This window comes from Jannaschia formosa (genome assembly GCF_003340555.1).
GTDB classification, from domain to species: Bacteria; Pseudomonadota; Alphaproteobacteria; order Rhodobacterales; family Rhodobacteraceae; genus Jannaschia; species Jannaschia formosa.
Genome location: NZ_QPLJ01000010.1, coordinates 12,877 through 30,191, shown reverse-complemented (window position 1 = coordinate 30,191; position 17,315 = coordinate 12,877). Strand labels below are relative to the sequence as shown.

Annotated in this window: 18 protein-coding genes; 7 read left to right on the top strand and 11 right to left on the bottom strand. The window is 70.5% G+C overall.

Translation table 11 applies throughout. The annotated features are described in order from the left end of the window. Positions 1-83: 83 nt before the first annotated feature. Positions 84-890 carry a DUF4167 domain-containing protein gene (locus DR046_RS11985; protein ID WP_115382629.1) on the top strand — a complete coding sequence of 269 codons (807 nt, stop codon included), beginning with the start codon at positions 84-86 and terminating at the stop codon, positions 888-890. Between the two features lie 21 nt (positions 891-911). Here DR046_RS11985 and rsmA read toward each other — a convergent pair whose 3' ends face one another. The 6 genes from rsmA to lptF form a co-directional block, all read right to left on the bottom strand. Then, positions 912-1,748 (bottom strand): 16S rRNA (adenine(1518)-N(6)/adenine(1519)-N(6))-dimethyltransferase RsmA, encoded by an 837-nt coding sequence (rsmA, locus tag DR046_RS11980; RefSeq protein WP_209313576.1) that lies wholly within the window; start codon positions 1,746-1,748, stop codon positions 912-914. Positions 1,749-1,851: 103 nt separating this feature from the next. Beyond that, positions 1,852-2,811: a 4-hydroxythreonine-4-phosphate dehydrogenase PdxA gene (gene pdxA / locus DR046_RS11975; RefSeq protein WP_115382627.1), complete on the bottom strand. Its 960-nt coding sequence runs from the start codon at positions 2,809-2,811 to the stop codon at positions 1,852-1,854. After that, positions 2,804-4,024 carry a peptidylprolyl isomerase gene (locus tag DR046_RS11970; RefSeq protein WP_167767091.1) on the bottom strand — a complete coding sequence of 407 codons (1,221 nt, stop codon included), beginning with the start codon at positions 4,022-4,024 and terminating at the stop codon, positions 2,804-2,806. Before DR046_RS11970 ends, pdxA begins: the two co-directional genes overlap by 8 nt. A 22-nt stretch (positions 4,025-4,046) precedes the next feature. Next, positions 4,047-6,173, bottom strand: a complete 2,127-nt coding sequence (locus DR046_RS11965) for an LPS-assembly protein LptD (RefSeq protein WP_115382625.1) — start codon at positions 6,171-6,173, stop codon at positions 4,047-4,049. After that, complete coding sequence (gene lptG, locus DR046_RS11960) at positions 6,173-7,270, bottom strand: LPS export ABC transporter permease LptG (RefSeq protein ID WP_115382624.1); 1,098 nt, start codon at positions 7,268-7,270, stop codon at positions 6,173-6,175. Before lptG ends, DR046_RS11965 begins: the two co-directional genes overlap by 1 nt. Then, positions 7,267-8,388, bottom strand: a complete 1,122-nt coding sequence (gene lptF, locus DR046_RS11955; RefSeq protein WP_167767090.1) for an LPS export ABC transporter permease LptF — start codon at positions 8,386-8,388, stop codon at positions 7,267-7,269. The genes lptG and lptF overlap by 4 nt, the downstream gene beginning before the upstream one ends. Before the next feature lie 136 nt (positions 8,389-8,524). Here lptF and DR046_RS11950 point away from each other — a divergent pair, with 136 nt between their 5' ends. The 3 genes from DR046_RS11950 (at position 8,525) to DR046_RS23650 (ending at position 10,677) form a co-directional block, all read left to right on the top strand. After that, positions 8,525-9,997 (top strand): leucyl aminopeptidase, encoded by a 1,473-nt coding sequence (locus DR046_RS11950; protein WP_115382623.1) that lies wholly within the window; start codon positions 8,525-8,527, stop codon positions 9,995-9,997. Beyond that, entirely contained in the window at positions 9,990-10,460 is a 471-nt protein-coding gene (locus DR046_RS11945; RefSeq protein ID WP_115382622.1) for a DNA polymerase III subunit chi, read from the top strand. The genes DR046_RS11950 and DR046_RS11945 overlap by 8 nt, the downstream gene beginning before the upstream one ends. A 67-nt stretch (positions 10,461-10,527) precedes the next feature. After that, positions 10,528-10,677 (top strand): hypothetical protein, encoded by a 150-nt coding sequence (locus DR046_RS23650; RefSeq protein ID WP_167767089.1) that lies wholly within the window; start codon positions 10,528-10,530, stop codon positions 10,675-10,677. Between the two features lie 72 nt (positions 10,678-10,749). Here the strand turns inward: DR046_RS23650 and DR046_RS11940 are convergent, their stop codons facing one another. Together DR046_RS11940 and DR046_RS11935 are read right to left on the bottom strand one after the other, a co-directional pair. Beyond that, positions 10,750-12,198 (bottom strand): TrkH family potassium uptake protein, encoded by a 1,449-nt coding sequence (locus tag DR046_RS11940; protein ID WP_115382621.1) that lies wholly within the window; start codon positions 12,196-12,198, stop codon positions 10,750-10,752. A gap of 32 nt (positions 12,199-12,230) precedes the next feature. After that, the gene (locus tag DR046_RS11935) at positions 12,231-13,142 is read right to left on the bottom strand and encodes a DMT family transporter (protein WP_115382620.1); all 912 of its coding nucleotides are present in this window, start codon (positions 13,140-13,142) and stop codon (positions 12,231-12,233) included. Positions 13,143-13,228: 86 nt separating this feature from the next. Between DR046_RS11935 and DR046_RS23645 the strand changes: the two genes are divergently transcribed. Beyond that, the gene (locus tag DR046_RS23645) at positions 13,229-13,399 is read left to right on the top strand and encodes a hypothetical protein (RefSeq protein WP_167767087.1); all 171 of its coding nucleotides are present in this window, start codon (positions 13,229-13,231) and stop codon (positions 13,397-13,399) included. A gap of 15 nt (positions 13,400-13,414) precedes the next feature. Here DR046_RS23645 and DR046_RS11930 read toward each other — a convergent pair whose 3' ends face one another. The 3 genes from DR046_RS11930 to ilvC all read right to left on the bottom strand — a co-directional run bounded on the left by DR046_RS11930 (position 13,415) and on the right by ilvC (position 16,138). Beyond that, positions 13,415-13,657, bottom strand: a complete 243-nt coding sequence (locus tag DR046_RS11930) for a hypothetical protein (protein WP_115382619.1) — start codon at positions 13,655-13,657, stop codon at positions 13,415-13,417. Between the two features lie 68 nt (positions 13,658-13,725). Next, positions 13,726-14,946, bottom strand: coding sequence for a S8 family serine peptidase (locus tag DR046_RS11925; protein WP_115382618.1), 1,221 nt, complete (start codon positions 14,944-14,946; stop codon positions 13,726-13,728). A 169-nt stretch (positions 14,947-15,115) separates the two neighbouring features. Then, positions 15,116-16,138: a ketol-acid reductoisomerase gene (gene ilvC / locus DR046_RS11920; RefSeq protein WP_115382617.1), complete on the bottom strand. Its 1,023-nt coding sequence runs from the start codon at positions 16,136-16,138 to the stop codon at positions 15,116-15,118. A 126-nt stretch (positions 16,139-16,264) separates the two neighbouring features. Between ilvC and DR046_RS11915 the strand changes: the two genes are divergently transcribed. Together DR046_RS11915 and DR046_RS11910 are read left to right on the top strand one after the other, a co-directional pair. Continuing rightward, entirely contained in the window at positions 16,265-16,720 is a 456-nt protein-coding gene (locus DR046_RS11915) for an Lrp/AsnC family transcriptional regulator (protein WP_115382616.1), read from the top strand. Positions 16,721-16,823: 103 nt separating this feature from the next. Then, a complete protein-coding gene (locus DR046_RS11910) occupies positions 16,824-17,270 on the top strand; it encodes an Lrp/AsnC family transcriptional regulator (protein WP_115382615.1) in 447 nt (148 codons plus the stop codon). Positions 17,271-17,315: the final 45 nt, after the last annotated feature.

The window sequence follows — 17,315 nt, the reverse complement described above, 5'->3', positions numbered from 1 at the left end:
CGACGCCCGAGAAACCCGGACCCCCTGACCCGCACCGACGCGGGCAAGGTCCACGGCAAAGTCAAAGCGGACATTATCCCTCCATGAGAAGTTCCAAGTCGCGCTCGCGCAACAAGAACCGCAACAACCGGCCCCAGGGCGGGAACATCGTCAACCGCGTCTTCGACAGCTCGGGGCCGGAGGGCAAGGTGCGCGGCACGCCGCAGCAGATCATCGACAAGTACAACCAGCTCGCCCGCGATGCGCAGCTCTCCGGCGACCGGGTCGCCGTCGAGAACTTCCAGCAGCACGCGGAGCATTACACCCGCATGCTCGCCGCCGCGCAGAAGGAGATCGACGCGCGTCAGCAGCAGGGAGGCTACCAAGGCGGCCAGAATCAGGGTGGCGCCAATCAGGGTGGCGCCAATCAGGGCGGTGGCAACCAAGGCGGCCAGAACCAGGGCGGTGGCAACCAGGGCGGGCACACCGGCCAGCCGGGCAATCAGGGCAACCAGCAGGGGAACCCGGGCAACCAGCAGGGTGGCCAGGGCAACCAGCAGGGCAGCCAAGGCGGCGATCAGGGGTCGCAGGGCGGCCGTAACCGGCGCCGCGACCGGTCTTCCGAGCGTCAGCCCGAGACGGGTGACGTGATCGACAGTGGCGAGGCCGAGACCGGGCTGGTCGAGACGCCCGAATCGGCCTCCGATCAGCCGTCCGCCGCGGACCAGCAGCCGAAGCCCGCAAGGACGCGCAGCCGCGCCAAGGCCAAGCCCGCGACCGAGGAGCCGCAGGGCGAGGCCCCGGCTGAGACCGCCGATAAGCCCAAGCGCAGCCGGACCCGGCGCAAGGCGCCCGCCGAGGACGAAGCCCAGTCGGCCCCTGCCGTCGAGCACCCGTCCGAAGAGGCCTGAGCCGCCGCCCGGGCGAAGGCCTCAGGCCTGCGCCACCGAGCGGGCCAGCGCGCACCAGGCCTCCAGCCCGACCCGCTCCGCCCGTTCCGTGGGCGGGATGCCGGCGGCGCGCAGCCGGTCCTCGATATCCGGGCCAAGCCCCTTCAGCGCGGCGCGCAGCATCTTGCGGCGCTGGTTGAAGCCCATCGCCACCACGCGTTCCAGCACGGCCGGATCGGCCTCGTGGCGCGGCGCGGGAAGGGCGGTCAGATGCACGACGGCAGAATGCACCTTGGGCGGCGGGCTGAAGGCCTCCGGCGGCAGGGTCATCGCGATCCGCACGTCGCAGCGCCATTGCGCCAGCACGGCGAGCCGACCGTAGGCCTTGTTGCCCGGCGCCGCGACGATCCGCTCCGCCACCTCCTTCTGGAACATCAGCGTCAGGCTCTGCCAGGGTGGCGGCCAGGACGCCGGGGTGAGCCAGCGGACCAGAAGCTCGGTCCCCACGTTGTAGGGGAGGTTGGCCACGACGCGCCACGGCGCCGACAGATGGGCGGCGGCGTCCACCTCCAGCGCGTCGCCGTTCAGCACGGTCAGGCGACCGGGATAGGCCGCGGCGATCTCGGCCAGAGCGGGCAGGCAGCGCGCGTCCTTCTCGACGGCGAGCACATGGCCAGCCCCTTCTGCGAGCAACCCGCGCGTGAGGCCGCCCGGCCCCGGGCCGACCTCCAGCACCTGCGCGCCCTCCAGCGGTCCCGAGAGGCGCGCGATCCGCGCGGTGAGGTTCAGGTCGAGAAGGAAGTTCTGCCCCATCGACTTCTTCGCCCGCAGGTCATGCGTGGCGATCACCTCGCGCAGGGGCGGCAGAGCGTCGATCATGGTTCGGAGCGTCGAATCGGCGCCGCGGTGCGCAACGGGCCGGAAGCGGGGGGCCAGCCCCCCGCACCCCCCGGCATATTTGCGGAGCATCGAAGGGGGAGGCTCATCCGCGGCGCTCCACCATGTCCCGGGCCATGCGCAGCGCCGCGATCATCGAGGTCGGGTCGGCCAGCCCCTTGCCCGCGATGTCGAAGGCGGTGCCGTGATCGGGCGAGGTGCGGATGAAGGGCAGGCCCAGCGTCACGTTGACGCCGCCCGCGAAGTCGATGGTCTTGATCGGGATCAGCGCCTGGTCGTGATACATGCAGACCGCCGCGTCATAACTCGCGCGGGCGCGGGCATGGAACATCGTATCGGCGGGCAGCGGACCGAAGCAGCCGAGGTCGGGGCCGAGCCGCGTGACCAGCGCGTCGATCCACTCCCGTTCCTGCCGGCCCATCGTGCCGCCCTCGCCGGCGTGTGGGTTCAGCCCCGCGACCGCGATGCGGGGGCGGGCGATGCCGAAGTCGCGGCGCAGGCCGGCATGGGTGACCCGCAACGCGGTCTCCAGCGCCTCGGGCGTCAGCGCGGCGGGCACCTCGTCGAGGGCGATATGGATCGTGGCCGGCACGACGCGCAGCTCGGGGCAGGCGAGCATCATCACGACCTCGGCGCTGCCCGCCAGAGCGGCGAGATATTCCGTGTGGCCCGGCCAGGCGAAATCGGCCCCGTCCTTCAGCGCCTTCTTGTGGATCGGCGCGGTGCAGAGCGCCGAGGCCGCGCCGTCGCGCACCAGATCGACCGCCCGCGCGATGGCGGAGATCACGCCCGCCGCCTGGCCCGCATCCGGCAGGCCGGGGCGGCGCGGGCCGGGGATGTCGTGCGGCAGGACCGAGAGCACGTCGGTCCGCGCCGCCTCCGGCGTCTCGATGACATGAAGATCTGTCCCCAAACCTTCGAAATGGCTTGGATTTCCGAGAACGAAGAACGGCAGTTCCGGCAGCGCCGCGCGCGCGGCGGCGACCACCTCGGGGCCGACGCCCGAGGGCTCGCCGCAGGTGACGGCGATCGGGCGCTCAGCCATCGGAGATGATCGCGTCGGCCCGAAGCTCGTCCAGATAACCCTGCGCATAGCTGCTGAGCCGCTGGTTCAGGATCGCCTGCCCGGCGGCCTGAAGCGCGCCCTCGGGGTCCTCCGGCACCTCGGCCACGCGGCCACACAGCATCACGAAGCGCAGGTTGCCGCCCGCCGTCAGCAGGGTCGAGGCCTCGCCCTCGTCGAGCGTCGCCAGCACCTGCCGCAAATCGGCGGGAAGCGCCTCGACGGCGACGGTCTCGCGGCGCAGCACGCTCTCGGGCTGACCCTGTGCCACGCCATAGAGGTCGTCGCAGGTGTCGGTTACGGCATCGACCTGCGCCGCCCGCGCCAGCGCCGCCTCGGAGCGGCCGCCGGGGATGAGGTATTCGGCATACTCCACCGAGATCGGGTCGGGCGGCACCGCCCCGCTCTCGTCCAGGTCGCGCAGCAGGAAGAGCCCGACGAAATTGCCGAGGTCAATCGGCTCGGATACCTCGCCCGGCGCCAGCGCCAGAACGCGGCCCGCGATCGGCGGGGGAAGCTGGGACAGCGGCAGCCAGTCCACCCGCCCGCCGCGCCCTGCGCTGCCCGAACGGGAATAGCGCCGCGCCGCCTGCTCGAAGGCGGCCTGGCCCGAGACTTCCTCCGACAGGCGTTCGGCCAGGGCGGCGACCTCGTCGCGGGTCTCGGGCGTCTGCGGGATCGCGATCTCCGAGATCAGCACCCGCACCCCGCCCGCGCCGCCGGTGCCGCGTGCGACCGCGCGCGCGACCTCGGCATCGGTCGGTCGCGCCTGCGGGCCGAAGCGCTGCTGCACCAGCTGGCGCCAGAAGAGCCCGTTGCGGACGAAGTCGCGGAAGGTCTCGGCGGCGATGCCGCGCTGCTCCAGCAGTTGCACGAACTGGTCGGGCTCCAGCCCCCCGCGTGCGGCGAACTCCACCATGCCGGCATCGAGCTCCTCCGGGGTGAGCTCGATACCCGCCGCGCGCGCGGCCTGGACCTGGATCGTCTCGTCGACCAGCACCTGCTCGGCCCCCTCCGGCGTGGCGTTGGGCGCGTTCAGAAGCGCGAAGAAGCGCGCGCGCTGCTCGACCTGCCAGTTGGTGATGCCTTGGCCGTTCACGATCACCGCGGGGGCGAAGGGCTGGGCCTGCGCCGCGGCCAGCCCCGGGGTCAGGGCTACCGCCAGCGCCAGGATGCCGGCGCGAAATACTCTCATTCTCATCTGCTGCCCGGCCCTCTCACAGCCCACATTTGCGCGCCCGTCTCGCGCGGTCCTCGGCCCCGAATCCTGCCAGACCGACGGCCAGCCCGAAGCTGGTCGAGGGCCGCAGCGTCGTCGTCGAGGTGAAGCGGCGCCTCACGTCGAAATCAACCGTCACGCAGTCCGAGCGGTAGGTCAGGCCCAGCCCGGCGCGGCTGGCGTCGTTGGTGTTGAAGTCATACTGCCAGTTCGCCCGGCCCGTCCAGTCGCCCCCCAGGCCGATCGAGGCGTCCAGCGTCCATTCCGACGTGTCGATGGGGCGCCCTGCCGTCGCGTCGCCCTCCAGAAAGGTGTATTGCGTGTCGAGGCTGTGGTTCTCGCCCAACAAGACCAGCGAGGTCTCGGATCGCGAGACCGTCCCCCCGTCGTCGAAGGTCGAGCGGGTGAGCAGGTGGAACCGGTCCCGGTAGGACGCGCCCACCGAAAGCAGCCAGTCCGAGGTGTCGCCATCGAGGCCCGTCCCCGGGCGGAACTGTCCCAGGCTGTCCGCCCGGATGATGCGTCCGACCAGGCCGCCGATCTCCCAGCCGGAGGCGTCGTAGCGGGTATAGCCGACGCCGAGATTGATCCGGCTGCCCAACTCGCGCGTGTCGCGGCCCGCGAAGCGCGACGGGGCGAAGAGGTTCCCCTCGTCGAATTCGGGCGTGAGGCTATCCTCGTCCGGTGTGCGCGGATCGTTGTCGGGCGCGAAGAAGAACTGGAGCACCGGCTCCAGCACCTCCCGGGTGGCGCCGGTCCTGCGCGTCATCGGAAGGCGCAGCTCCAGCCCGGCATAGGGCACGGCCCGGGCGAAGGTCTGGTCATCGAAGGTCGGGTCTTGGCGCACGTTGTAGGCGTCGAGATGCAGTCCGCCGATCCCTGTCCAGACCAGCCCGCTATCTGCGACCCAGCTGCGCTGCCAGTCCACCGCGGCAGAGGCGCGCAGCACGTCGCGGGCGGAATTGCTCGGCTCTCCGGGGGGGACGCGGCTCGCGATGCGCTGGCGCCCATGGGCCTGCAGCGTCCACAGCGCCTGGCCGCCGATCAGGTCGGGGCGGGTGCGGCCCTGACGCTCGATCGTGACGACGCGGCTGGGGATGAAGCGGTTGCTCTCGCCGGCGCGCAGGGACTCGTAGAGGATGGTCTCGGCGACGAAGCGGCTGTCGCGGTCGACGCGCTCGATAGCGACACGGCTATCGAGCCGGTCGCGGTCGGTGATCGAGTACTGAACGAAGTAGTCGTCGTCGCTGACCGCCTCCAGGTCCCAGACCAGGCGGTAGTCGCGGGGCAGGGCGTAGACGCCCTCGACGAAGACATAGCCCCGCGTCTCACCGTCGAGGATCTCGTCCTCGCCCACGGCGCCCGTCACCTCCAGCCGACCCCGGTTGAAGGCCTGCCGATAGCGGAAGCCCAGGCTGCGCGCCTCGCGGTTGGTCACGAAGGGTGCCAGCGTCAGATCGCGCGAGGGGCCGAGCGTGATGAAATACGGCGCCGTCACCCCGGTGCCGAGCAGGTCGTCGGACGAGAAGCGGGGGGCGAGCCAGCCGGTCGACCGCTCCAGCGTCGGGTCGGGCAGGCGCAGGCGCGGCAGCCAGGCGACCGGCACGCCAGCGACCTCGAACCGGGCCTGGTCGAAATAGATCTGCCGCTCCTCCCGGTCGTGAACGATCCGGCGGGCGCGGATTTGCCAGACCGGCACTTCGCCCTCCTCGCAGATCGTGCAGGAGGAGGCGACGGCGTTGTAGAGCTGGGTATAGCGCCCTTCCTCGCCCTGCGCGATCTCGGCGGCGGCGATCTGCAGCCGGTCGGCCAGCACCAGCCGCGCGCCTTGCAGGACGCTGCCGCGCAGATCGGCGGAGAGCGAGGCGAAATCCGCGACGAGGACCGCCTCGTCGGCGTCCACCAGCACCAGCGGACCTTCGACCAGCACCCTGTCCTCGTCGCGCAGATAGGTCACGCGCTCGGCCCGAAGGATCCGGCCGTCGGCGAAGATCTCGACATCGCCCGAGGCGACCAGCCGGGTCGGATCGAAGTCGATCCGGTCGGCCACCAGCGTGGCGGGCGTGGCCTGCGCGAGAGCCGCGGCGGGCAGCAGCCAAAGGAGGAAGACGAGCCAGCGCAGCATCACCCATCCTCCAGTTGCAGGATCACGCCCATGGCGAGCAGGATCGCCGCCAGCGGCGCCGCCCAGGCGGCGAGCCAGGTCGGAAGCTGCCCGGTCTCGCCCAGCGTCTGCGCGAAGCTGCGCAGGAAGAACACGCCGAAGCCGAGAAGCAGCGCCAGCAGGACCCGAGGCCCGGTGCCGCCCGCACGGGCATGGCGCATCGTGAAGGCGGCGCCGATCAGCACCATCGCCGCCAGCATCGCCGGATTGGCAAGCTCCATCTGGAACCAGACGCGGTGGGTGAGGCCCGAGAAGCCCGCCGCGTCGAGCTGGCGAATGAAGCCCGGCAACTCGAAGATCGGGACCGAGGAGGGCACGCCGAAACTGTCGCGGATCTGGTTCTCGGTCAGCGTCGACGGGATCGAGGTGGAAGCCACCGACTGCGCGTCCCGCTCGGGATTGTCGGAGGTGCCGAGGGGCCAGCGCTTGGCGTCCTGCAGAAGCCAGGCGCCGTCCGACAGCTCTGCCCGGGCGGCGTCGATCCGCTCCACCGGAGAGCCCTCGGCGTCGAAGGCGAGGAAAGTCGCCTCGAACAGCACTGTGCCGTCGAGCGACGAGCGCGCCGCCCGGATCACGGTCTGCCCCTCGCTGTCGCCCTGGCGCAGCCAGACCCCTTCCTCGCTGACCGACAGGACCGACGAGAGGCCGGTGCGGAAGCGGTCACGCTCCCTCTCGTAGGCATCCTGCGTCGCGGCCACGATCGGGTTGACGACCAGCAGCGCAAGGACGCCCAGCGCCAGCGCCGCCCCGACGGGGGCGAAGACCGCGTGCGCCGCCGACCGCCCCGCCGCGCGGATCACGACCAGCTCCGACGAGCGGCCGAGCGAGAGGAACAGCGCCAGCGTCGCCAGCATCACGATCAGCGGCAGGATCTGGTAGAGCGCGGCAGGCAGGTTCAGCGCCGCAAGCCGGAGCCCGTCGCCGATCCCGGCGCCGTCGTCGTCGAGCCTGCGCAGCTGCTCCATCAGGTCGATGGGCAGCAGCAGGCCGACGAAGACGAGCGTCACCATCGCCACCAGCCCTGTGAAGCGCCGGGCGAGGTAGAGGTTCAGGATCATGCCGCCACGCCCCTGCGGAACGGCCGCGCGCCCAGCGTCGCCCGCGCCAGAAGAGCCGCCGAGAGGACCAGGCCGAGAAGCGGCGAGAGATAGAGCAGCGGCCATAGCGCGGCATCCTCGCGCGCGGCGTTCTCGGCCACGTTGATCAGCATCCTCAGCACGATGGCCAGCATCACCGCCGCCATGATCTGGCGCCAGAGCCCGAGCCGGGAATACCCGCCCTGAAGCAGGCAGCCCAGCGCCAGGAGCGGCACCGCGAAGGCGAAGAGCGCCTCGACGATCCGGACATGCCCCTCGGCCAGCAGCCGGGCGGGGCCCTCGCCCGTCTCGGCCTGCGCGGCGGGGTCGGCGCGCAGCAGGTCCGGCGTCGGCAGCTCGCGCGCGTCGCGCTGGCGGGCGCCGCCCGGCTCCGACAGATCGGCCAGGTCGTAGGCGAAGTCGTCGAAGCGCACGGTGACGATGCGCCGGTCGGCGACGGTCAGGGTCTGCGCCATGCCGTCGAACATCACGAGCCGCGTGCCCGCGTCGCCGCGCACCAGCAGCGCCCGCTCGGCGGTGTAGGAGGTGCGGGTCTCGCCGGCGCGCCGGTCCTGCAGGAACAGGCCCAGCAGCTCGCCCGCCTCGGTGATCTCGCGGACATAGACGGTGACGCCGTCGCCCGGATGCAGGAACTCGCCCTCGGTCAGGAAACGCGCCGTGACGTCCTGGCTCAGCGCCGCGCCGCGCTCGGCCAGGGCGGTGCGCGAGGCGGGGACGAGGACATGGGCCAGCCCGGTGACCATCAGCGCCACGATAAGCCCGAACAGCGCGACGGGCCGCGCCAGCACCCAGGGGCCGAGGCCGGTGGTCTGCGCCACGATCATCTCGCTGTCGGCGCTGAGCCGGTTGATGCCGTAGAGCACCGCGACGAGCGCCGAGACCGGCAGCACGATGAAGATCACGTTGGGCAGGGCCAGCGCGGTGAATTCGAGGAACAGGCCGATCCCGGCCCCGCCCTCGATCAGCCGGTCGAACAGGCCGATAGCGCGGTTGACCCAATAGACCGCGACCAGCACCAGGCTGAAAAAGCCGAAATAGGTCAGCAGCTGGCCCGCCAGATATCGGTCGAACGTGCCCAAATCTTTCCCCCGGGGCCTCACTCCCCCCTCTCTAGACGCGGGGCGCGGCGGCGGCAAACCCCCCGCGCTGATGCCGTCTGGAAAACCCCTTTCCCGCGGACTAGGCTCCGCCGAACTCAACCGTCCGGAGTCTTCTATGACCACGCCTGCCGCCGTCACATTCGCCCCCTTCGAGCCGGACGCGCTCGCCTCCGCGACGGGGGTCGTCGCGGCCTTCGTCCCCGAGGACAGCAAGCTCGACCAGGGCGCGCGGCGGCTGAACCGACTGACGAAGGGCGCGGTCGCGCGCGCCACGGAGTCGGAGGCCTGGGGCAAGCTGAAGCCGGGCGAGACGCTGACGCTCGGTTATCCGGCCGGCATCGAGGCGAGCGCGGTCGTGCTCGTCCGGCTCGAGCGGAAGTCCGACTTCGAGACGGCGATGGCCGCGGGCGCCGCGCTGGCGGCGGCGCGCGGGGACCGGCCGCTGACGCTGATCGCCGGCTCGCATGGCGCGGCGCTCGACATTGCGCTGGGGGCGGCGCTGCGGGGTTATGACTTCACCGACCACAAGACGGGCGACGAGGCGAAGCCCGCCGCAAAGATCACCGTGCTCTGCGCCCGGCCCGACGAGCTGACCGCCGCCTGGCCCGACCGCGCCGCGCAGGCCGAAGGGGTGTTCCTGACCCGCGACCTGGTGAACGAGCCCGCAAACGTCCTGACCACCACCGAGTTCGCAATGCGGCTGGAGGCGCTGCGCGACCTCGGCGTCGAGGTCGAGGTGCTGGAGGAGGACGCGCTGGCCGAACTCGGCATGCGCTGCCTGCTGGCCGTGGGGCAGGGCTCGCGCTCGCCCTCGAAGGTCGTCGTCATGCGCTGGACCGGCGGCGGCGACGAGGCGCCGCTGGCGCTGATCGGAAAGGGGGTCGTCTTCGACACCGGCGGCATCTCGCTCAAGCCCGCCGCCGGGATGGAGGACATGACGATGGACATGGGCGGCGCGGGCACCGTCGCCGGCGCCATGCACGCCATCGCCCGGCGCAAGGCCAAGGCGAACGTCGTGGGCCTCGTCGGCCTCGTCGAGAACATGCCGGATGGCAACGCGACCCGGCCCGGCGACGTCGTCGCCTCGATGAAGGGCGACACGGTCGAGATCATCAACACCGACGCCGAGGGGCGGCTCGTGCTCTGCGACGTGATGTGGTACGCGCAGGACCGCTTCCAGCCCAAGGCGATGATCGACCTCGCCACGCTGACCGGCGCGATCATCATCGGGTTGGGCAACGACAACGCGGGCGTCTTCTCGAACGACGACGCGCTGGCGGACGCCTTCCTGTCCGCCGCGAAGGCCGAGAACGAGGGCGCCTGGCGGATGCCCCTGGGCAAGTCCTACGACAAGCTACTGAAGTCGCGCGTGGCCGACATGAAGAACGTGGGCGGGCGTCCCGCGGGCTCGATCACGGCGGCGCAGTTCCTGCAGCGCTTCGTCAAGGACGGCACTCCCTGGATCCATCTCGACATCGCGGGCGTCGCCTCGATCGAGAAGGGGACGCAGCTTTCGCCCGCGGGCGCGACGGGCTGGGGCGTGCGGGCGCTCGACCGGCTGGTCCGCGACGCCTACGAGAATGGGTGAGGCCTGGTTCTACCACCTCACCCGCCGCTCGCCGGCAGAGACGCTCCACACGCTGCTGCCGCGCTGCCTTGCGAACGGGTGGCGCGTCGCCATCCGCTCGCCCGACGAAGTGCGGCTCCGCGCGCTGGACGACGCGCTCTGGCAGGGGCCGGCGGACGGCTTCCTGCCGCACGGGCTGGCCGGAGGGCCGCATGACGCGGCGCAGCCGGTCCTGCTGACGACCGGGACGGCCGCGAACGGGGCGCAGGTTCTGATGATCCTCGACGGCGCCGAAGCCGCGCCCGAGGAGGTGCGTGCCCATGATCGCACCTGCGTGATCTTCGACGGTCTCGACGGCGAGGCGGTTTCGCGCGCCCGGGCGCAGTGGCGCGCCCTGACCGAGGCCGGCCTGCCCGCGCGCTACTGGTCCGAGGAAAGCGGCAAGTGGGAACAGAAGGCGACGAAGAACGTGGACCCGACGTAACGCCGCCTGTCCCAGAAAAAATCGCGGGGCCGAGGGAACCCCGGTGGACCCGCGGCGTTCGCTCGGCATGCGACTGATCCTTCCCCTGCTCCTCGTCCCCAGCCTTGCGTCTGCCACGCCGGTGATCGTGCCCGTCATCCAGGGCCTGCCTGTGGCGGAACCCGCCGCGCCCGCGCCGGAGCCCTGCACGCCGGAGCCATGCGACGCGCGGCTCTGACCGCGTGACTTCCGCCGGGGGAGTCGCGAGGCCGTCATCCCTCAGCAGGAGCTGCCAGCGATCCGTGTCGCCTCAGCCGCGCCAGAACCGTGAAGTAAACAGCACGAACACAACCATCACCTCTAGCCGGCCGATCAGCATCGCCGCCGAAAGCAGCCATTTCGCCGTGTCGCTGAGCGGCGCGAAGTTGCCCGCCGGTCCGATGATTGGGCCGAGGCCCGGCCCGATATTCGCGATCGCCGTCGCCGCCCCGGACACCGAGGTCAGGAAGTCCAGCCCCGTCATCGCCAGCGCCACCGCGAAGAGGCCCAGGGTCACGACGAAGAGGACGAAGAAGGCCATGACTGAGGAGAGCACGTCCTCGGACACCCGGCGGCCTTCATACCGCGCGTGGAAGATGCCGTGCGGCGAATGGACCCGCCGGATCTGCGCCTTTATCGCCGCGAAGAGGATCTGGTAGCGAAAGATCTTTATCGAGCAGGAGGTCGAGCCGGCGCAGCCTCCGATCAGGCCCATGAAGAAAAACAGCCCGATCACGAAGGCGCCCCAGCCCATGTAGTCGACGCTGGCATAGCCCGTGCCGGTCAGGATCGAGGCGATGTTGAACATCGCCTCGCGGATCGCCTGCTCGACCGGAAAGCCCTCGCGGACCATCAGGATGCCCGCAATGACGACGGTCAGCACGCCGGCCACGCCGAAGAAGGCCCGGACTTGGCTGTTGATCAGCAGCGGACGTGCGCTTCCGTTGAGGAGCTGGACATAGAGCACGAAGGGCAGCGCCGCCGAGAGCATGAACACCGTCGCCACGTATTCCAGCACGCCCGAGAAATACCCGAAACTCGCGTCGTAATTGGCGAAGCCCCCGGTCGAGAGGGTCGTCATCGCATGGACGATGGCGTCGAAGGGCTGCATCCCTCCGGCATAGTAGGCCAGCGCGCAGGCCAGGGTGATGCCGACATAGATGGTGCTGATCTGCGAAGCGATCTCGGCCGCGCGGGGCAGCACCTTGCCCATCGTTTCGAACGCCTCGGAGCGGAAGATCTGCATGCCGCCGACCCGTAGCTCGGGCAGGAAGACCATCGCGACGACGATGATCCCGATCCCGCCGAACCACTGCAGCATGCCCCGCCACAGCAGCAGCCCGCGCGGCAGGGTTTCGAGCCCGGTCAGCACCGTCGAGCCGGTGGTCGTAAGCCCCGACATCGCCTCGAAGAAGCCGTCGGTATAGCTGACCTGCGTCGCGCCGAAGACGAAGGGCAGGGCGGCGAAGATCGGAAGCGCGACCCAGACGCTTGTGGTCAGAAGGAAGGTCTGTTGCAGCGACAGCCGGTCCCGGACCGCATTGGAACAGCTGAGCGACAGGCACATCCCCACGAGGATCGTGAACATCGCGCTTTCGAGGAAGACGAACCACTCGCCGTTGCCCTGCATGAAGTCCGCGGCCATCGGCAACGCCATCGAGGCGCCCAGCGCCGTCAGCAGCAGGCCGATCACGTAGCCGACGGGGCGGATGTCGATCATGATGCCGGGTGTCCGGCGCTGGACCCGCCCTGTCAATGGCCGCGACGCCACTGGCTGACGGTGAGGCCCCCCGCGATCAGCGCGAGCGCGAGGTAGAACCGCGCAGGCAGGACCTCGGACAGAAGCAGCGCGCCGAAGGCCATCGACCAGACCGGAACCTGATAGTTGACCAGCGTCATGAAGCTGGGCCCGGCGCTTCGGATCACCTGCACCCGCAGGAGCGCGGCGAAGCCGGTAGGCACGAGACCGAGGAAGACGATCGCCGCCATCACGGCCGGATCGGCCGCGCCCGGCAGACCCTCGGCCAGCAGCATCGCAGGCACGAGCAGGATCGCGCCCACCACCAGAGACAGGGCCGAGAGCCACATGCCGTCGATCTCGGGGCAGCGTCGGGTCAGGATCGACCCGAATGCATAGCAGACCGTCGCGCCGATGCAGGCGATCCGGCCCAGCGCCGCGAGATCGCCGCTCCCGGCCTCGAAGATGCCGGGGCCGAGCAGGACCGTCGCGCCGGCGAGCCCCATCGCGAAGCCGCCGGCCTTGCGTGCCGTCAGCCGGTCCCCCGGCACGAAGAGATGCGCGAGCGGCAGCAGGAACAGCGGCAGAACCGCCATCGACAGTCCCGCGAAGGCCGAGGGCACGTGCTGCTGCCCCCAGGCCAGCAGCAGGAAGGGCGCTGCCGCGGTCAGCACGCCCAGGGCCAGGACGAAACCCGCCAGCACCGGGTCCCAGCGCGGCCGTGGCCGTCCCGTCGCGGCGACCAGCGCCAGCAGTGCCAGCGCGCCCAGGGCCGTGCGCGCCGCCGCCACGGTCACCGGGCCGTAGCCGCGCAGCGCGACCGAGACGATGGCGAAGGTGCCGCCCCAGATCAGCCCGAGCGCGAGGATCGAGGCCCAGTTCGCGGGCGTGGGCGCCGAGACCGGCGTGTCAGTCGTGTGTGCCATGGCCCGCGACTATCCCGCGCAGCGCGTGAGAGGAACAAGGAATTCGTCCCGGCGTTCCCCTTCCATACTCGCAACAGGAGACTGCCATGCTCACCGAATTCCTTCTCCCGGCCCTCGCCTTCGGCACGCTGCTGGCGGGCATCATCTTCGCCCTCATCTCGCAGCAGAAGACGATCAACAGGAAGCACGATCCGAACGCGCCGAAATCGACGCTCGCCGCCGACGGCGACCCCCACGGCAAGCCCGCGGACGTCTGAGCCGGCCGGAGAGGGTTATTGCGGAATGTCGTCGTCCATCGGCGGCAGCCGCACCGTTCCCTCCCGTTCCGCCCGAAGGACGCCTTCGACCTCGCCGAGACTTCCGAGCGAGGTCTCTTCCGCTTCGCCAAGGATCACGCCGAGCGGCTCGAGCGTCGTGGCGATGCGCATGCCCCTGGCCGTCAGCATGTCGGCGACCTCCGACAGGCGCTCTAGATGCGCGTCGTCGACGACGACCTTCACTCCGACATCCGACATCTGCTTCTCCTGACCCGTGGGGCGGCGGGCCGATCCCGCCACCCCGAAAGATAGGAACGCGTGCGGATCTAGGCCACTGCCGCGCCGCGGCCCGCGCCCGGCGCCTTCGCCAGACCGGCGCCCACGTCGCGGGCGGGCAGGCCCAGATCCTGCGCCTCCGCGACCAGCCTGTCCCAGAGCGCCTGCCCCCGCAGGGCCGGGTCGCTTTCCGCCCAGAGCGCGGCCAGCCCCGCGACATGCGGCGTCGCCATGCTGGTGCCCTGCAGCGTGCGGTAGAGCCGCGGCCGGGGCACGCTGGAGAAGACCCCGACGCCGGGGCCCGCGATATCGACCGCGCCGCCGTCCCCGTTGACGCCCCCGCAGGAGAACTCCGCCACGCCCAGCGACGGGTCGAGCGCCGCGACCGCCATCACCGAGGGAGAGTTCGCCGGCGCGCCGACCGGCGCGATGAAGCCCAGATCCCGGCGGCTTTCGTTGCCCGCCGCAGCGATGACCAGCGTCCCGTTCCGAAGCGCATAGCGCGCCGCACGCTCGTACTCGATCGAGAAGGTCTCGCCCTGCCGGACGGAGCGGCCGAGCGACATCGACACGATCTCGCAGCCGGTGACCACCGCCCAGAGCATCGCCACGAGGATATCGCCCTCGCGGCCCGAACCGCTGTCATTCAGCACCTTGCCGACCACCAGATCGGCATTCGGCGCCACGCCGTAGCGCGGCAGGTTCCCGGCCGCCGTCCGGCCCGCGGCCGTCCCCGCGCAATGCGTGCCGTGGCCCTGCACGTCCTGCGCCGGAGAATTCTCGACGAAGCTGCGCGAGGTCACGTTGCGCCCGGCGAAATCGGGATGGCCGAAATCGAGCCCGGTATCGAGCACGCAGAGCCTGATCCCGGCGCCGGTCAAGGGCGAGGCCTCCGCCCCGGTGGCGGCGACACCCCAGGTCCGCTGCGCGTCGTCGGCCCAGGGGGCCGAGACGTCGAACATGTAGAATTCGGGCCGCGCGTCCTCGACCGCCGCCTCGTTGCGCAGCCGGGCCGAGAGCCCGGCCGCCTCGTCCGCGCCCGAGCAGATCGCGACGCCGATATCCTCGAGCAGCAGGCCCTCCTCGCCGGACAGCGATTCGAGCGCGATCGAGTCGGAGCGGAGGTCCCCGGCGCCGAGGCTGCGCAGCCCGGTCCCCGCGGCGTTGCGCATCGCCGCGCTCCAGTCCGAGAGGGCGGCGCCAGGATGGAAGGTGGTCAGGATCCGCCCGGTCGGTTGCGGACGCATCGCGTCGAGAAGCACGTCGGTCATGGGAAATGTCTTTCAACAGGAATGTCTAGCGGAACGCCGGAGCCGCGAAATGCCGGGCGGCGCGTCCCGATCCTACCACATCCCGGCCGATACGAACCGGGATTCCTTCAAGACGAAATCGGCCCCCCAGACACCGGTCCGGGAGGCCGCTTGTCGATGCGCGTCCGGCTCAGTTGCGGGACTTGTCCACCATCTTGCCGGCGCTGATCCACGGCATCATGCCACGCAGCTTCTCGCCCACTTCCTCGATCTGGTGGGCGTCGTTCATGCGGCGCGTCCCCTTGAAGAAGGGCTGGCCCACCGCGTTCTCGGTCATGAAGTCGCGCACGAACTTGCCGGTCTGGATGTCGGTCAGGATCGCTTTCATCCGCGCCTTTGTCTCGTCATAGGGCATCACGCGCGGGCCGGAGACGTATTCGCCATACTCGGCCGTGTTCGAGATCGAGTAGTTCATGTTCGCGATGCCGCCCTCGTAGATCAGGTCGACGATCAGCTTCACTTCGTGCAGGCACTCGAAATAGGCCATCTCGGGGGCGTAGCCCGCCTCGACCAGCGTCTCGAAACCCATGCGGATCAGCTCGACGAGGCCGCCGCAGAGCACGGCCTGCTCGCCGAAGAGGTCGGTTTCGCATTCCTCGCGGAAGTTGGTCTCGATGATGCCCGAGCGCCCGCCGCCGATGGCGGAGCAGTAGCTAAGCCCGATCTCCAGCGCGCGACCGGAGGCGTCGTTGTTCACGGCCACGAGGCAGGGCACACCGCCGCCTTTCTGGTATTCGCCGCGGACCGTATGGCCCGGGCCCTTCGGCGCCATCATGATGACATCGACGCCCGCCTTCGGCTCGATCAGGCCGAAATGGACGTTGAGCCCGTGGGCGAAGGCGATGGCCGTGCCGTCCCTGAGGTTGTCGTGGACGTGGTCGCGATAGGTCTTGGCCTGCAGCTCGTCGGGCATGGTGAACATGATCAGGTCGCACCAGGCGGCGGCTTCCTCGATGCCCATGACCTGCAGCCCCTCGGCCTCGGCCTTCTTGCGGCTGGGCGAGCCTTCGCGCAGCGCGACGGCCACGTTCTTCGCGCCCGAATCGCGCAGGTTCAGCGCATGGGCGTGGCCCTGCGATCCGTAGCCCAGGATCGCCACCTTCATGTCCTTGATCAGGTTCACGTCGCAATCGCGATCGTAGTAAACGCGCATCTTCGCCTCCTCGTTTCCTGGGGCGGGGTCTAGGGGAGGCGCGGCGCGGGGGCCATGCGGAACCCGGTTCCCTTCGCGTCCGAAGCGACGTATCCATGCGCGAATTCCCCGATAGGCGGATGGACCATGCTCACCGACACCGACCGCGCCCTCCTGCGCCGCTGGCAGGCGGAGCCCGACCTGCAGGTCACAGAGCTCGCCGCGGAACTGGGCCTCGCGCAATCCGTCGTCTCCCGCCGGATCGAGCGGCTGCGCGAGGACGGCACCCTGCGCGGCGTCCATGGCGTGATCGACTGGAAGGCGGCGGGCTACGGGGTCGAGGTCTCACTGCGCTTTACGCTCGACAAGGCCGAGCCGCAGGCGCTCGACCGCTTCCTCGCCGCGGCGCGCGAGGTGCCGGAGGTGATCGAGATCCAGACTTTCCTGGGTCGGGTCGACGCGAGGCTTCAGGTGATCGCCCGCGATCTTGCGCATTGGCGGGAACTCTACCGGGACCGCATCCTGACCCTGCCGCATATCGCCGACATCGAGGCGCTTATGCATGTCGCTCGGGTGAAGACGGATGCGGTGCTTCCCGTCTGAGGGGGAGGAAGGCGCGCGCGGGGCATCGAGCCCCGCACGCGCCTGAGAGAGGCTCTGCCTCTCGCGCTCTCCGGAGTATTTGCGGCCACAGGAAGGGGGCAGGATGGACGATCTCGACCGGGCGATCCTGAAGGTGGTGCAGGCGAACGCCTCGCTCTCGGCGGGCGCGGTGGGGCGTGCGGTGGGGCTCAGCCAGGCGGCGGCCTGGCGGCGGCTGGACCGGCTGCGCAAGGCCGGCATCCTCGCCGGCCGGGAGCTGTCGCTGGACCTGGAGCGGCTGGGCTTCGGGGTGACGGTGTTCCTCGGGGTGAAGCTCGCCACGCGGGGCCGCGTCGATCTCGAGGGGTTCGAGCGCGCGGTCAGCGCCATCCCCGAGGTGCGCCGCGTCGAGCATGTCCTGGGCCGCTACGACTACCGGCTGCGCGTCGTGGCCCGGGACCTCGCCGATTTCGAACGGGTGTTGCGGCGCCGGATCATGGGATTGCCCGGGGTCGGCGAGGTCGAGGCCAATGTCCTCCTGTCCGAGGAGCGGCGACCCGGGCCTCTCTGAGCCGGGACGCGCCGTCGCGCATCGGAAACCGTGCCGCACCCGATC

Bases quoted from the DNA above. Each gene is read 5' to 3' on its own strand.
- DR046_RS11985 (WP_115382629.1), top strand. From the start codon at position 84: ATGAGAAGTTCCAAGTCGCGCTCGCGCAACAAGAACCGCAACAACCGG.
- rsmA (WP_209313576.1), bottom strand. From the start codon at position 1,748: ATGATCGACGCTCTGCCGCCCCTGCGCGAGGTGATCGCCACGCATGAC.
- pdxA (WP_115382627.1), bottom strand. From the start codon at position 2,811: ATGGCTGAGCGCCCGATCGCCGTCACCTGCGGCGAGCCCTCGGGCGTC.
- DR046_RS11970 (WP_167767091.1), bottom strand. From the start codon at position 4,024: ATGAGAGTATTTCGCGCCGGCATCCTGGCGCTGGCGGTAGCCCTGACC.
- DR046_RS11965 (WP_115382625.1), bottom strand. From the start codon at position 6,173: ATGCTGCGCTGGCTCGTCTTCCTCCTTTGGCTGCTGCCCGCCGCGGCT.
- lptG (WP_115382624.1), bottom strand. From the start codon at position 7,270: ATGATCCTGAACCTCTACCTCGCCCGGCGCTTCACAGGGCTGGTGGCG.
- DR046_RS11950 (WP_115382623.1), top strand. From the start codon at position 8,525: ATGACCACGCCTGCCGCCGTCACATTCGCCCCCTTCGAGCCGGACGCG.
- DR046_RS11945 (WP_115382622.1), top strand. From the start codon at position 9,990: ATGGGTGAGGCCTGGTTCTACCACCTCACCCGCCGCTCGCCGGCAGAG.
- DR046_RS23650 (WP_167767089.1), top strand. From the start codon at position 10,528: ATGCGACTGATCCTTCCCCTGCTCCTCGTCCCCAGCCTTGCGTCTGCC.
- DR046_RS11940 (WP_115382621.1), bottom strand. From the start codon at position 12,198: ATGATCGACATCCGCCCCGTCGGCTACGTGATCGGCCTGCTGCTGACG.
- DR046_RS11935 (WP_115382620.1), bottom strand. From the start codon at position 13,142: ATGGCACACACGACTGACACGCCGGTCTCGGCGCCCACGCCCGCGAAC.
- DR046_RS23645 (WP_167767087.1), top strand. From the start codon at position 13,229: ATGCTCACCGAATTCCTTCTCCCGGCCCTCGCCTTCGGCACGCTGCTG.
- DR046_RS11930 (WP_115382619.1), bottom strand. From the start codon at position 13,657: ATGTCGGATGTCGGAGTGAAGGTCGTCGTCGACGACGCGCATCTAGAG.
- DR046_RS11925 (WP_115382618.1), bottom strand. From the start codon at position 14,946: ATGACCGACGTGCTTCTCGACGCGATGCGTCCGCAACCGACCGGGCGG.
- ilvC (WP_115382617.1), bottom strand. From the start codon at position 16,138: ATGCGCGTTTACTACGATCGCGATTGCGACGTGAACCTGATCAAGGAC.
- DR046_RS11915 (WP_115382616.1), top strand. From the start codon at position 16,265: ATGCTCACCGACACCGACCGCGCCCTCCTGCGCCGCTGGCAGGCGGAG.
- DR046_RS11910 (WP_115382615.1), top strand. From the start codon at position 16,824: ATGGACGATCTCGACCGGGCGATCCTGAAGGTGGTGCAGGCGAACGCC.